Origin of the sequence: Neisseria sp. LACPHL-SPEC-2024-00856, assembly GCF_047915665.1 — a bacterium.
Lineage (GTDB): Bacteria > Pseudomonadota > Gammaproteobacteria > Burkholderiales > Neisseriaceae > Neisseria > Neisseria polysaccharea.
Genome location: NZ_JBLRPR010000018.1, coordinates 1 through 13,208, shown reverse-complemented (window position 1 = coordinate 13,208; position 13,208 = coordinate 1). Strand labels below are relative to the sequence as shown.

The 13,208-nt window shown below is 53.7% G+C and carries 13 protein-coding genes; 9 read left to right on the top strand and 4 right to left on the bottom strand.

Features of this window, described 5'->3' with window-relative positions; genetic code table 11:
• Positions 1–45 precede the first annotated feature (45 nt).
• From ACNAU7_RS10205 to ACNAU7_RS10195, 3 genes are all read left to right on the top strand, one after another.
• On the top strand, positions 46–204 hold the full coding sequence (locus ACNAU7_RS10205; RefSeq protein WP_002215272.1) for a hypothetical protein: 159 nt from the start codon (positions 46–48) through the stop codon (positions 202–204).
• An 81-nt stretch (positions 205–285) separates the two neighbouring features.
• Entirely contained in the window at positions 286–1,407 is a 1,122-nt protein-coding gene (dnaJ, locus tag ACNAU7_RS10200) for a molecular chaperone DnaJ (RefSeq protein WP_416302157.1), read from the top strand.
• Positions 1,408–1,602: 195 nt separating this feature from the next.
• Positions 1,603–3,621: an OPT family oligopeptide transporter gene (locus ACNAU7_RS10195; RefSeq protein WP_416302156.1), complete on the top strand. Its 2,019-nt coding sequence runs from the start codon at positions 1,603–1,605 to the stop codon at positions 3,619–3,621.
• A 43-nt stretch (positions 3,622–3,664) separates the two neighbouring features.
• Here ACNAU7_RS10195 and rfbC read toward each other — a convergent pair whose 3' ends face one another.
• From rfbC to galE, 4 genes are all read right to left on the bottom strand, one after another.
• Entirely contained in the window at positions 3,665–4,222 is a 558-nt protein-coding gene (gene rfbC / locus ACNAU7_RS10190) for a dTDP-4-dehydrorhamnose 3,5-epimerase (protein WP_416302155.1), read from the bottom strand.
• Positions 4,223–4,266: 44 nt separating this feature from the next.
• The gene (rfbA, locus tag ACNAU7_RS10185) at positions 4,267–5,133 is read right to left on the bottom strand and encodes a glucose-1-phosphate thymidylyltransferase RfbA (RefSeq protein ID WP_416302158.1); all 867 of its coding nucleotides are present in this window, start codon (positions 5,131–5,133) and stop codon (positions 4,267–4,269) included.
• Positions 5,134–5,195: 62 nt separating this feature from the next.
• Entirely contained in the window at positions 5,196–6,278 is a 1,083-nt protein-coding gene (rfbB, locus tag ACNAU7_RS10180; protein WP_416302154.1) for a dTDP-glucose 4,6-dehydratase, read from the bottom strand.
• Positions 6,279–7,295 (bottom strand): UDP-glucose 4-epimerase GalE, encoded by a 1,017-nt coding sequence (galE, locus tag ACNAU7_RS10175; RefSeq protein ID WP_416302153.1) that lies wholly within the window; start codon positions 7,293–7,295, stop codon positions 6,279–6,281.
• Positions 7,296–7,408: 113 nt separating this feature from the next.
• Between galE and ACNAU7_RS10170 the strand changes: the two genes are divergently transcribed.
• The 6 genes from ACNAU7_RS10170 (at position 7,409) to ACNAU7_RS10145 (ending at position 13,099) form a co-directional block, all read left to right on the top strand.
• On the top strand, positions 7,409–9,679 hold the full coding sequence (locus ACNAU7_RS10170; protein ID WP_416302152.1) for a Tex family protein: 2,271 nt from the start codon (positions 7,409–7,411) through the stop codon (positions 9,677–9,679).
• 198 nt (positions 9,680–9,877) lie between these two features.
• Positions 9,878–10,219, top strand: a complete 342-nt coding sequence (locus ACNAU7_RS10165) for a hypothetical protein (RefSeq protein WP_416302151.1) — start codon at positions 9,878–9,880, stop codon at positions 10,217–10,219.
• A gap of 174 nt (positions 10,220–10,393) precedes the next feature.
• Complete coding sequence (gene gltS / locus ACNAU7_RS10160) at positions 10,394–11,608, top strand: sodium/glutamate symporter (RefSeq protein WP_416302150.1); 1,215 nt, start codon at positions 10,394–10,396, stop codon at positions 11,606–11,608.
• A gap of 99 nt (positions 11,609–11,707) precedes the next feature.
• Entirely contained in the window at positions 11,708–12,724 is a 1,017-nt protein-coding gene (locus ACNAU7_RS10155; RefSeq protein WP_107819993.1) for a lysozyme inhibitor LprI family protein, read from the top strand.
• Positions 12,725–12,734: 10 nt separating this feature from the next.
• The gene (locus ACNAU7_RS10150; protein ID WP_013448186.1) at positions 12,735–12,932 is read left to right on the top strand and encodes a hypothetical protein; all 198 of its coding nucleotides are present in this window, start codon (positions 12,735–12,737) and stop codon (positions 12,930–12,932) included.
• Positions 12,933–12,949: 17 nt separating this feature from the next.
• Positions 12,950–13,099: a hypothetical protein gene (locus ACNAU7_RS10145; RefSeq protein ID WP_118997335.1), complete on the top strand. Its 150-nt coding sequence runs from the start codon at positions 12,950–12,952 to the stop codon at positions 13,097–13,099.
• The last annotated feature ends 109 nt before the right edge of the window (positions 13,100–13,208 follow it).

Sequence of the window (13,208 nt, the reverse complement as noted above, 5' to 3'; positions counted from 1 at the left end):
GAAAAAGACCTGCGCTATATCGGGGAATGAATCGACGCAAAGGAAATGCCGTCTGAACATGCGTTCGGGCGGCGTTTTTATAACAAAAACACTTCATGGCGGTTGGTTTTATGCCTGTCTAAGTTTTTGTGTCGTGCATACCTGAAGATTTCAGACGGCATCGGTTTATGCTGTCTGAAAAGTGTATTCCGTTTCAGTTTGTAAGCTATGGCAGTCTGTTTGTCTTGTGTTTTGCGCAATTGCCCTTATTTTGAGCCGTGATTTTATTTTGAATTAGATGAAAAAATGAGTAATCAAGATTTTTATGCGACGCTGGGTGTGGCAAGAACAGCTACCGATGATGAGATTAAAAAAGCCTACCGGAAATTGGCGATGAAATACCATCCCGACCGCAATCCTGACAATAAAGAGGCGGAAGAGAAGTTTAAAGAAGTACAAAAGGCGTATGAAACTTTGTCCGACAAGGAAAAGCGCGCTATGTACGACCAGTATGGTCATGCGGCGTTTGAAGGCGGCGGACAGGGGGGCTTCGGAGGGTTTGGCGGATTTGGCGGTGCGCAGGGTTTTGACTTTGGGGATATTTTCAGCCAAATGTTTGGAGGCGGTTCAGGGCGCGCCCAGCCTGATTATCAGGGTGAGGACGTTCAAGTCGGTATCGAAATCACGCTTGAAGAAGCCGCAAAAGGTGTGAAGAAACGCATCAATATTCCGACTTATGAAGCGTGTGATGTCTGTAACGGCAGTGGCGCGAAACCGGGGACATCCCCGGAAACCTGCCCGACTTGCAAAGGTTCGGGTACGGTGCACATCCAGCAGGCGATTTTCCGTATGCAGCAGACTTGTCCGACCTGCCACGGTGCGGGCAAACACATTAAAGAACCTTGCGTCAAATGCCGTGGCGCGGGGCAGAATAAGGCGGTCAAGACGGTGGAAGTCAATATTCCCGCCGGTATCGATGACGGGCAGCGTATCCGTTTGAGCGGTGAAGGCGGGCCGGGTATGCACGGTGCGCCTGCCGGCGACCTGTATGTAACCGTCCGCATTCGGGCGCATAAGATTTTCCAACGCGACGGTCTGGATTTGCATTGCGAACTGCCGATTAGTTTTGCCACGGCTGCTTTGGGCGGTGAGTTGGAAGTACCGACTTTGGATGGCAAGGTCAAGCTCACCGTCCCCAAAGAAACCCAAACCGGCAGGAGGATGCGCGTGAAGGGCAAGGGTGTCAAATCTTTACGCAGCAGCGCGACCGGCGATTTGTACTGCCATATTGTTGTCGAAACACCTGTCAATTTGACCGACCGCCAGAAAGAGCTTTTGGAAGAATTTGAGCGGATTTCTACCGGCTTGGAAAATCAAACACCGCGTAAGAAATCGTTTTTAGACAAGCTTCGCGATTTGTTTGATTGATTTTAAGGTTCGGAAACAAGCGGCTGTATCGGGGAACCTCCCTGATACGGCTGTTTTTGTTTGCTTGAAAATAGTTTTTATTTTCAAGGGAGTACGAGATAGGATTGGATAACTGTTTTTAACTGTTCTTTTTAAAACTTGACATTATGACATATTGCCAACAATATGCGGGAATCTGTTGTCAAAGGAAGAATAATGAATAAATCTTTATCCGGTTCGGTAGAAGAATACCGCGAACTGACGCTCCGAGGCATGATACTCGGTGCATTGATTACTGTAATTTTTACTGCGTCCAACGTTTACCTCGGTTTGAAAGTCGGACTGACCTTTGCCTCGTCGATTCCGGCGGCGGTGATTTCGATGGCGGTTTTAAAGTTTTTCAAAGGCAGCAATATTTTGGAAAACAATATGGTGCAGACCCAAGCCTCGGCGGCGGGTACGCTTTCGACCATTATTTTTGTCCTACCCGGTTTGTTGATGGCGGGCTACTGGAGCGGTTTCCCGTTCTGGCAGACGACGCTTTTATGTATTGCCGGCGGGATTTTGGGGGTGATTTTCACCATTCCGCTGCGTTACGCGATGGTGGTGAAAAGCGATTTGCCTTATCCGGAAGGCGTGGCGGCTGCTGAAATTTTGAAAGTGGGCGGCCATGAAGAAGGGGATGACCGTCAGGGCGGCAGCGGCATCAAAGAGCTGGCGGCAGGCGGCGCGTTGGCGGGATTGATGAGCTTTTGCGCCGGAGGTCTGCGCGTGATTGCCGACAGTGCGAGTTATTGGTTTAAAAGCGGTACGGCGATTTTCCAACTGCCGATGGGCTTTTCACTGGCATTGTTGGGCGCGGGCTATTTGGTCGGACTGACGGGCGGCATCGCCATCCTGTTGGGCATTTCGATTGCTTGGGGCATTGCCGTGCCGTATTTCTCCTCACACATTCCGCAACCTTCCGATATGGAAATGGCGGCGTTTGCGATGAAGCTGTGGAAGGAAAAAGTGCGTTTTATCGGTGCGGGGACTATCGGTATCGCAGCGGTTTGGACGCTTTTGATGCTGCTCAAGCCGATGGTGGAAGGCATGAAGATGTCGTTCAAGAGTTTTGGCGGCGGCGCGCCTGCTGCGGAACGCGCTGAACAGGATTTGTCGCCTAAAGCCATGATTTTCTGGGTATTGTCTATGATGTTTATTCTAGGCGTGTCGTTTTACCACTTTATCGGCGATTCGCACATTACGGGCGGCATGGCTTGGCTTTTAGTGGTCGTTTGCACGCTTTTGGCTTCCGTCATCGGCTTTTTGGTCGCCGCCGCCTGCGGTTATATGGCGGGTTTGGTCGGCTCGTCTTCCAGCCCGATTTCCGGCGTGGGCATCGTTTCCATTGTTATCATTTCGCTGGTTTTATTGGTTGTGGGCGAATCAGGCGGTTTGATGGCGGATGAAGCCAACCGCAAATTCTTACTGGCGTTGACGCTTTTCTGCGGATCGGCAGTAATCTGCGTCGCTTCGATCTCCAATGACAACCTGCAAGACTTGAAAACCGGCTACCTGCTCAAAGCCACACCTTGGCGGCAGCAAGTCGCCCTGATTATTGGCTGCATCGTCGGTGCGCTGGTTATTTCGCCCGTGTTGGAACTGCTTTACGAAGCCTACGGCTTTACCGGCGCAATGCCGCGCGAAGGCATGGATGCGGCGCAGGCTTTGGCAGCCCCTCAAGCGACTTTGATGACGACCATCGCGTCGGGCATTTTCGCCCACAACCTTGAATGGGTCTACATCTTTACCGGCATCGCGATTGGCGCGGTATTAATCGTCGTCGATTTGGTGTTGAAAAAATCATCAGGCGGTAAACTTGCCCTGCCCGTCCTTGCGGTCGGTATGGGTATTTATCTGCCACCGTCCGTCAATATGCCCATCGTGGCAGGTGCAGTGTTGGCGGCGGTGCTGAAACACATCATCGGTAAAAAAGCGGAAAACCGTGAAGGCCGTCTGAAAAACGCCGAGCGCATCGGAACCTTGTTCTCCGCCGGCCTGATTGTCGGTGAAAGCCTGATTGGTGTGATTATGGCGTTTATTATTGCCTTCTCCGTGACCAACGGCGGCTCGGACGCGCCGCTTGCGTTGAATCTGCAAAACTGGGATGCCGCCGCCTCATGGTTGGGCTTGGCGTTCTTCGTTACCGGGATGTTTTTCTTTGCACAGCGCGTACTGAAGGCGGGTAGGTAGGCTGTTAGAAAAAATGCCGTCTGAAACGTTCAGACGGCATTTTTTATCGGGAAAGCGTAAGGCGGAGCTTTTCAGCTTGCGCCCATGCTTTACCGGCAAGATCTTTGGGCGACAGCAGCGGCTCGGTTTGAAGCGGCCAGTCTATGCCTATTGCCGGGTCGTTCCATATTAAAACCTGTTCGGCTTCCGGCTTGTAATAGTCTGTGCATTTGTAGGTAAGTTCGGCCGTGTCGCTCAAAACGTAAAAACCGTGTGCGAAGCCTTCGGGTATCCAAAGCTGGTATTGGTTTTGCGCCGACAGGGTTGCGCCTGCCCATTTGCCGAAAGTCGGCGAACCTTCTCGCATATCGACGGCCACGTCGAATACTTCGCCGACAACTACGCGTACGAGTTTGCCTTGTGTGTTTTCGGTTTGGTAGTGCAGGCCGCGCAATACGCCTTTGCTGGATTTGGAGTGGTTTTCCTGCACGAAAGTTCGATCAGCAATATTTTCTTTGAACCACCCGTCGCGGAAGGTTTCCATAAAAAAGCCGCGCCCGTCTTTGAATACTTGCGGTTTTAAAAGTTTTACGTCGGGGAGGGCGGTGTCGATGATGTTCATGATTTTCTCTGTATGCCGTCTGAAGAAAGTGGTTCAGACGGCATTTATTTGCCGATCAGGCGCAGCAGGTATTGCCCGTAGGCGGTTTTTTCCAAAGGCTTTGCCCGTGTTTCCACATTTTTTTTCGTCAGCCAGCCGTTGCGCCAAGCGATTTCTTCCAGGCAGGCGATGTGCAGGTTTTGGATGTTTTGCACGGTTTGGACGAATGAAGCGGCTTCGTGCAGGCTCTCGTGGGTGCCGGTGTCCAACCACGCGAAACCGCGTCCTAAGATTTGGACGGAGAGCGAGCCGTCTTCCAAATACATCCGGTTGAGGTCGGAGATTTCCAATTCGCCGCGTGCGGACGGTTTGAGCTGTTTGGCGAACTCGACGGCGCGGTTGTCGTAGAAGTACAAGCCGGTTACCGCCCAATCGGATTTGGGCTGTTGCGGTTTCTCTTCGATGGAAACGGCGCGGAAGTTTTCGTCAAATCCAACCACGCCGAAACGTTCGGGGTTTTTGACCTGATAAGCAAACACGGTTGCGCCGTGCGTTTGCGCTGCCGCCTGTTTCAATGTTTGCGTAAACGACTGACCGTAAAAAATATTGTCGCCCAAAACCAAGCAAACATTGTCGTTGCCGATAAATTCTTCGCCGATGATAAATGCCTGTGCCAAGCCGTCCGGACTGGGTTGCACGGCATAACTGATGGAAATGCCGAAATCGCTGCCGTCGCCAAGCAGGCGTTTGAAAGAGGCGTTGTCTTCAGGCGCGGTAATCACCAAAATGTCGCGGATTCCCGCCAGCATCAAAACCGACAAGGGGTAATAAATCATCGGTTTGTCGTACACGGGCAGGAGCTGTTTGGATACGCCGCGCGTGATGGGGTAGAGGCGCGTGCCGCTGCCGCCTGCCAGTATGATGCCTTTCATCTTTTCTTTCTTCCTTTGCGATGGGTTTTCAGACGGCATTGCGTCGGGATGCCGTCTGAAAACTATTTGCCTGTACCTAAACGTTCCAAACGGTAGCTACCGTTCAATACGTTTTGCCACCAGGTTTTGTTGTCCAAATACCATTGCACGGTTTTACGGAGGCCGGATTCAAAGGTTTCCTGCGGTTTCCAGCCTAGTTCCCTACTGATTTTGGCTGCATCAATGGCGTAGCGCACATCGTGGCCGGGGCGGTCTGGGATAAAGGTAATCAAATCTTCATAACGTGCCACCCCCGCCGGTTTTTCAGGAACAAGCTCTTCCAGCAGGGCGCAGATGGTTTTGACGACTTCAATATTGGCTTTTTCATTGTGGCCGCCGATATTGTAGGTCTCGCCGACAACGCCTTCGGTAACAACCTGATACAGCGCGCGCGCGTGGTCTTCGACAAACAGCCAGTCGCGGATTTGCATACCGTCGCCGTACACAGGCAACGGTTTGCCGGAAAGCGCGTTCAGAATCATCAAAGGAATGAGTTTTTCGGGGAATTGTCGGGGACCGTAATTATTGGAACAGTTGCTGACAATGGCGGGCAGCCCGTAAGTCCGTTGCCACGCGCGGACAAGATGATCGGAAGATGCTTTAGACGCGGCATAAGGACTGGACGGCGCGTAGGGCGCGGTTTCGGTAAACAAATCGTCTGTGCCGCCTAAATCGCCATAGACTTCATCGGTGGAAATATGGTGGAAACGGAAGGCTTCGTACTGTTCAGACGGCATTTGCTGCCAATAGGCGCGCGCAGCTTCAAGCAGATTGAATGTGCCGACGATATTGGTTTGGATAAACTCGCCTGCCGAATCGATAGAGCGGTCGACATGGCTTTCCGCAGCCAAGTGCATCACGGCATCAGGCCGGTATTGCGCGAACACGCGGTTGAGTTCGGCGCGGTCGCAAATATCCACTTGCTCAAAAGCGTAGCGGGGATTATCGGCAATGTCGGTCAGCGATTCGAGATTGCCCGCGTAGGTCAGTTTGTCGAGGTTGACGACGGAATCTTGGGTGTTTTGGATAATATGGCGGACAACGGCAGAGCCGATAAAGCCCGCGCCGCCGGTAACGAGGATGGTTTTTTTGTTTGCGGTTTGCATTTAATCCCCATATCCGTTGGGGTTGCGGCTGACCCAACGCCACGAATCCTCCATCATTTGCGCAAGGCTGCGTTTGGTTTCCCAGCCCGTCTCTTGTTTGGTATGGGACGGGTCGGCAAAGGAACACGCCAAGTCGCCGGCGCGGCGGGGTTGGATTTGATAGGGAATATTTAAGCCGGAAGCGGCTTCAAAGGCACGGATGATTTCTAAGACGGAATAGGCGCGCCCCGAACCCAAGTTGAACAAATGTACGCCGGAAAGGCCGCCTTTCGCCTTCATTGCCGCGATATGCCCTTCTGCCAAATCCATCACATGAATATAGTCGCGCATACCGGTGCCGTCGGGGGTCGGATAATCGCCGCCGAATACCGACAGTTGTGGCAGCCTGCCCGAAGCCACTTGGCAGATATAGGGCAAAAGGTTGTTGGGAACGCCGTTGGGCTGTTCCCCGATCAGACCGCTTTCGTGCGCGCCGATCGGGTTGAAATAGCGCAACAAAATCACGCTCCAGCGCGGGTCGGCCTTTTGGATGTCGGTTAACATCCGTTCCACCATCGCTTTGGATGCGCCATAAGGATTAGCGGTATCGCCCGGGCGCATATCTTCCGTATAGGGGACTTTTTCCGCATTGCCGTAAACGGTTGCCGACGAGCTGAATACGATTTTGAACACGCCTGCACGCGCCATTTCTTCCGCCAGCACCAGGCTGCCGTAAACATTATTGCCGTAATATTTCATCGGCTCGGCAACGCTTTCCCCCACTGCCTTCAAACCGGCAAAATGGATGACGGATTCGATTTCATGTTCTGAAAAAATCTGTCTCAAAACCTGACGGTCGCGGATGTCGCCCTGATAAAACGGTATGTTTCTGCCGGTAATCTGCCGAAGGCGCGGGAGGACGGCGGCAGACGAGTTGCACAGATTGTCGAGAATCACGGCATCGTAACCGGATTGGACGAGCGAGACGGCGGTATGCGAACCGATAAAGCCGGTGCCGCCGGTAATCAGGACGGTCATAAACATTCCTTTCAGATTGTATCGTGCAAAGTATATCAGTATTATCTCTATCTTTTCCAAACGATTACCCATATTGCGCCGTCGGCTTTTCAGACGGCATACGAAGGCAATTTATGAACATCACCCAAATCCTCTCCCGAGAACTCTCCGCCACTACCGCGCAAATCAATGCCGCCATTGAGCTTTTGGACGACGGCGCGACCGTCCCCTTTATTGCGCGTTACCGTAAAGAAGCCACGGGTGGGCTGGACGACACGCAGCTGCGCCAGCTTGCCGAGCGGCTGCAATACCTGCGCGAGTTGGAAGAGCGCAAAGCCGTTGTGTTAAAAAGCATTGAAGAGCAAGGCAAACTTTCAGACGACCTTAAGGCGCAAATCGAAGCCGCCGACAACAAAACCGCGCTGGAAGACCTGTATCTGCCTTACAAACCCAAACGCCGCACCAAGGCGCAAATCGCGCGCGAACACGGTTTGCAGCCGCTGGCGGACGTGTTGCTTGCCGAGCAGCCGCAGGACGTGGAAGCCGCCGCGCAAGGCTACCTGAACGAAAACGTCCCCGATATCAAAGCCGCACTGGACGGCGCGCGCGCGATTCTGATGGAGCAGTTTGCCGAAGACGCGGAACTCATCGGCACGCTGCGCAACAAGCTGTGGAACGAAGCCGAAATTCACGCGCAAGTCGTTGAAGGCAAAGAAACCGAAGGCGAAAAATTCAGCGATTATTTCGACCACCGAGAACCCGTCCGCACCATGCCCAGCCACCGCGCGCTGGCGGTTTTGCGCGGCCGCAACGAAGGCGTGTTGAACATCGCGCTCAAATACCAGCCCGACGACACGCCGATTACCCAGCAAAGCGAATACGAGCAAATCATCGCCCGCCGTTTCAAGGTTTCAGACAACCACAAATGGCTGCGCGACGCCGTGCGCCTGACTTGGCGCGCGAAAATCTTTTTGTCGTTGGAACTCGAAGCCCTAAATCGTCTGAAAGAAGCCGCCGATACCGATGCGATTACCGTGTTCGCCCGCAATCTCAAAGACTTGCTGCTCGCCGCGCCTGCCGGACGGCTGACTACTTTGGGTCTCGACCCCGGCTACCGCAACGGCGTGAAATGCGCCGTGGTGGACGACACCGGCAAGCTGCTGGATACGGTCATTGTCTATTTGCATCAAGAAAACAATATGTTGGCAACGCTGTCGCGCCTGATTAAACAGCACGGCGTGAAACTCATCGCCATCGGCAACGGCACCGCCAGCCGCGAAACCGACAAAATCGCAGGCGAACTGGTGCGCGGGATGCCGGAAATGGGGCTGCACAAAATCGTCGTGTCCGAAGCCGGCGCGTCGATTTATTCCGCATCCGAACTGGCGGCGCGCGAGTTCCCCGACTTGGACGTTTCCCTGCGCGGCGCGGTGTCCATTGCCCGCAGGCTGCAAGACCCGCTTGCTGAGTTGGTCAAAATCGACCCCAAATCCATCGGCGTGGGCCAGTATCAGCACGATGTGAACCAAAGCCAGCTCGCCAAATCGCTGGACGCGGTGGTCGAAGACTGCGTGAACGCCGTCGGCGTGGACGTGAACACCGCGTCCGCCCCGCTCTTGGCGCGGATTTCCGGTTTGAATCAAACCCTTGCCCAAAACATCGTCGCCTACCGCGATGAAAACGGCGCGTTCGACAGCCGCAAAAAATTGCTGAAAGTACCGCGTTTGGGTGAAAAAACCTTCGAGCAGGCGGCAGGCTTTTTGCGGATTAACGGCGGCACAGAGCCGCTGGACGCGAGCGCGGTGCATCCCGAAGCCTATCCCGTCGTCGCCAAAATGCTGGCGCAACAAGGCATTACCGCCGCCGAACTCATCGGCAACCGCGAGTGCGTGAAGCAAATCAAAGCGTCCGACTTCACCGACGAACGCTTCGGCCTGCCGACCATTCTGGACATTCTGTCCGAGCTGGAAAAACCCGGCCGCGACCCGCGCGGCGCGTTTCAGACGGCATCGTTTGCCGAAGGCATCCACGAAATCAGCGACTTGAAAGTCGGCATGATACTTGAAGGCGTAGTTTCCAACGTCGCCAACTTCGGCGCGTTCGTGGACATCGGCGTGCATCAGGACGGCTTGGTGCACATCTCTGCCCTGTCCAATAAATTCGTCCAAGACCCGCGCGAAGTCGTGAAAGCCGGCGATGTGGTGAAAGTGAAAGTGCTGGAAGTCGATGCCGCCAGAAAACGCATCGCGCTGACAATGCGCTTGGATGACGAACCGGGCGGCGCAAAACATAAAATGCCGTCTGAAACCCGACATCAGGAACGCCGCGACCGCAAACCCCAACGCAACGACCGCGCCCCGACCAATTCGGCGATGGCGGATGCGTTTGCGAAGCTGAAGCGGTAAGTCCGACAGCAGGGATGTACAGCGACAGATGCAGCGGCGGGTTTTGCCCCTGCTTTTTCTGTTGTTTCAAATATGTGTATTCCTATGATGCCGTCTGAAGACTGTTCAGACGGCATTTGATTTGGTTGTGGCAGTGGTATGGCGGCAGGCGTATAGTTTCAAATTATTGCCAACCTGTTTAAATAAGGAGTCCGAACCATGAAAAAAGTTCTGTTTGCCGCGCTGGTGTCCTGTTTTTCGGTTTCTGCGTTTGCGGCGTGTGCCGACAGCCAGCAGCAGTGCGTGATTTATAAAAACGGCAATGTCGCAGCGGAGGGCGGCTGCGCGGTCAGCAAATGCGAGGATGCCGGGGCGAAGGTTTTGAAGTGGAAGATGAAAAACGGTAAGGGCGTAACCGTTGAAATCGGCAAAAACGGCAAGGTTTCGGTGAACAAAAAACCGGGTGCGAAGGCTGCCAACAGCAATGCGGCAGGTATGGGTTTGACGTGTTATGCCGCCGATGCGGACAAGCGCGAGCAGTTCTGTTCGACCAATTATTGAACAGGTGCGGATGCCCGATGCCGTCTGAACGGAGTTTCAGACGGCATTTTGTTTGTAAAAAATAGTTGTAAAAAACGGCAATTCTTTGACAAGCCTTAACTGTTCCCCTAATATCTTCGCGCCTGCGCCCCTTCGGGCGGACATAAAGAAAAACATTTTAGGAGGTCAAACGATATGGAATGGGCGTTTAATAGTTATTACACCTTGATTGCCGCCACTTTGGTTTTGCTGGTCGGTAAGGTTTTAGTTAAGAAAATCAAGTTATTGCGTGATTTTAACATCCCCGAACCCGTGGCGGGCGGGCTGATTGCCGCGATTATCCTGTTTGCGCTGCACGAGGCGTACGGCGTGAGCTTCAAATTTGAAAAACCGCTGCAAGATGCGTTTATGCTGATTTTCTTCACGTCCATCGGCTTGAGCGCGGATTTTTCCCGTTTGAAGGCGGGCGGTTTGCCGCTGGTGGTTTTTACCGCGATTGTGGGCGGATTTATCCTGGTGCAAAACTTTGTCGGGGTCGGACTGGCTTCCGCTTTGGGTTTGGATCCGCTCATCGGTCTGATTACCGGTTCGGTTACGCTGACGGGCGGACACGGCACGGCGGGTGCCTGGGGGCCGGATTTTGAAACCAAATACGGCTTGGTCGGCGCAACCGGCTTGGGTATGGCTTCTGCAACTTTCGGGCTGGTGTTCGGCGGCCTGATCGGCGGACCGGTTGCACGCCGCCTGATCAACAAAATGGGCCGCAAACCGGTTGAAAACACAAAACAGGCTCAGGACGACAACGCGGACGACGTGTTCGAGCAGGCAAAACGCACCCGCCTGATTACGGCGGAATCTGCCGTTGAAACGCTTGCCATGTTTGCCGCGTGTCTGGCATTTGCCGAGATTATGGACGGCTTCGACAAAGAATACCTGTTCGACCTGCCCAAATTCGTGTGGTGTCTGTTTGGCGGCGTGGTCATCCGCAACATCCTCACTGCCGCATTCAAAGTCAATATGTTCGACCGCGCCATCGATGTGTTCGGCAATGCTTCGCTTTCGCTTTTCTTGGCAATGGCGTTGCTGAATTTGAAACTGTGGGAGCTGACCGGTTTGGCGGGGCCTGTAACCGTCATCCTTGCCGTACAAACCGTGGTGATGGTTTTGTACGCGACTTTTGTTACCTATGTCTTTATGGGGCGCGACTATGATGCAGCGGTGTTGGCTGCCGGCCATTGCGGTTTCGGCTTGGGTGCAACGCCGACGGCGGTGGCAAATATGCAGTCCATCACGCATACTTTCGGCGCGTCGCATAAGGCGTTTTTGATTGTGCCTATGGTTGGTGCGTTCTTTGTCGATTTGATTAATGCCGCGATTCTTACCGGCTTTGTGAATTTCTTTAAAGGCTGATTTTTACGCCTTTCCGACAAAGCACCTGCAAGGTTTACCGCCGGCAGGTGCTTTTGCTATGATAGCCGCCATCGGTCTGCACCGTTTGGAAGGAACATCATGTATCGGAAACTCATTGCGCTGCCGTTTGCGCTGCTGCTTGCCGCGTGCGGCAGGGAAGAACCGCCCAAGGCATTGGAATGCGCCAATCCCGCCGTGTTGCAGGATATACGCGGCAGTATTCAGGAAACGCTCACGCAGGAAGCGCGTTCTTTCGCGCGCGAAGACGGCAGGCAGTTTGTCGATGCCGACAAAATTATCGCTGCCGCCTACGGTTTGGCGTTTTCTTTGGAACACGCTTCGGAAACGCAGGAAGGCGGGCGCACGTTCTGTATCGCCGATTTGAACATTACCGTGCCGTCTGAAACGCTTGCCGATGCCGAGGCAAACAGCCCCCTGTTGTATGGGGAAACCGCTTTGTCGGATATTGTGCGGCAGAAGACGGGCGGCAATGTCGAGTTTAAAGACGGCGTATTGACGGCAGCTGTCCGCTTCCTGCCCGTCAAAGATGGTCAGACGGCATTTATCGACAACACGGTCGGTATGGCGGCGCAAACGCTGTCTGCCGCGTTGCTGCCTTACGGCGTGAAGAGCATCGTGATGATAGACGGCAAGGCGGTGAAAAAAGAAGACGCGATCAGGATTTTGAGCGGCAAAGCCCGTGAAGAAGAACCGTCCAAACCCACGCCCGAAGACATTTTGGAACACAATGCCGCCGCCAGCGATGCGGGCGTACCCCAAGCCGCAGAAGGCGCGCCCGAACCGGAAATCCTGCATCCCGACGACGGCGAGCGTGCCAATACCGTTACCGTATCACAGGGCGAAGTGGAAGAGGCGCGCGTACAAAACCAGCGTGCGGAATCCGAAATTACCAAACTTTGGGGAGGACTCGATACCGACGTGCAAAAAGAGTTGGTCGGCGAACAACGCAAGTGGGCGCAGGAAAAAATCAGCAACTGCCGACAAGCCGCCGCGCAGGCAGACGGGAAAGAATACGCCGAATATCTCAAATTGCAGTGCGACACGCGGATGACGCGCGAACGGATACAGTATCTTCGCGGCTATTCCATCGATTAGGGGCAAACCGATGAATACCGTCCCCAAAAGCAGGATTCCCGTCAAACCGCTGCCCGAAAAAACCACAGCCGAAGCCAAAGTCGAAAAATGGCGGCAGCTCGGTGCGGAACACGGTTTGTCGGGCGAATGGGCAGTTGCCGCCAGATTGGGCGAAAACGGTTTTACCGAAGAACAGATGGAAAATATCGCCAACCTGTTCGGCAGATAAAGGGAAAATTGACGGAAATGCCGTCTGAAACCCTGTTATCGGTTTCAGACGGCATTTTGACCAATACGGTACGCAGGCGCAAAACAGCCGGCTTTTTATGTGTTTCCTATGCTGATGTTTCAACACACAAGACGGCACATAAAGCGTTGCCCTATGTGTTGTCCTGATTTTTGTTAATCCACTATAAAGTCTGATCCTGCCACCCCGAAGGACAGATGTCCAAGTGGCGGAGTTTCAACCGAAAAGGAAATACGATAAAATTGGCAATTTGCCGTA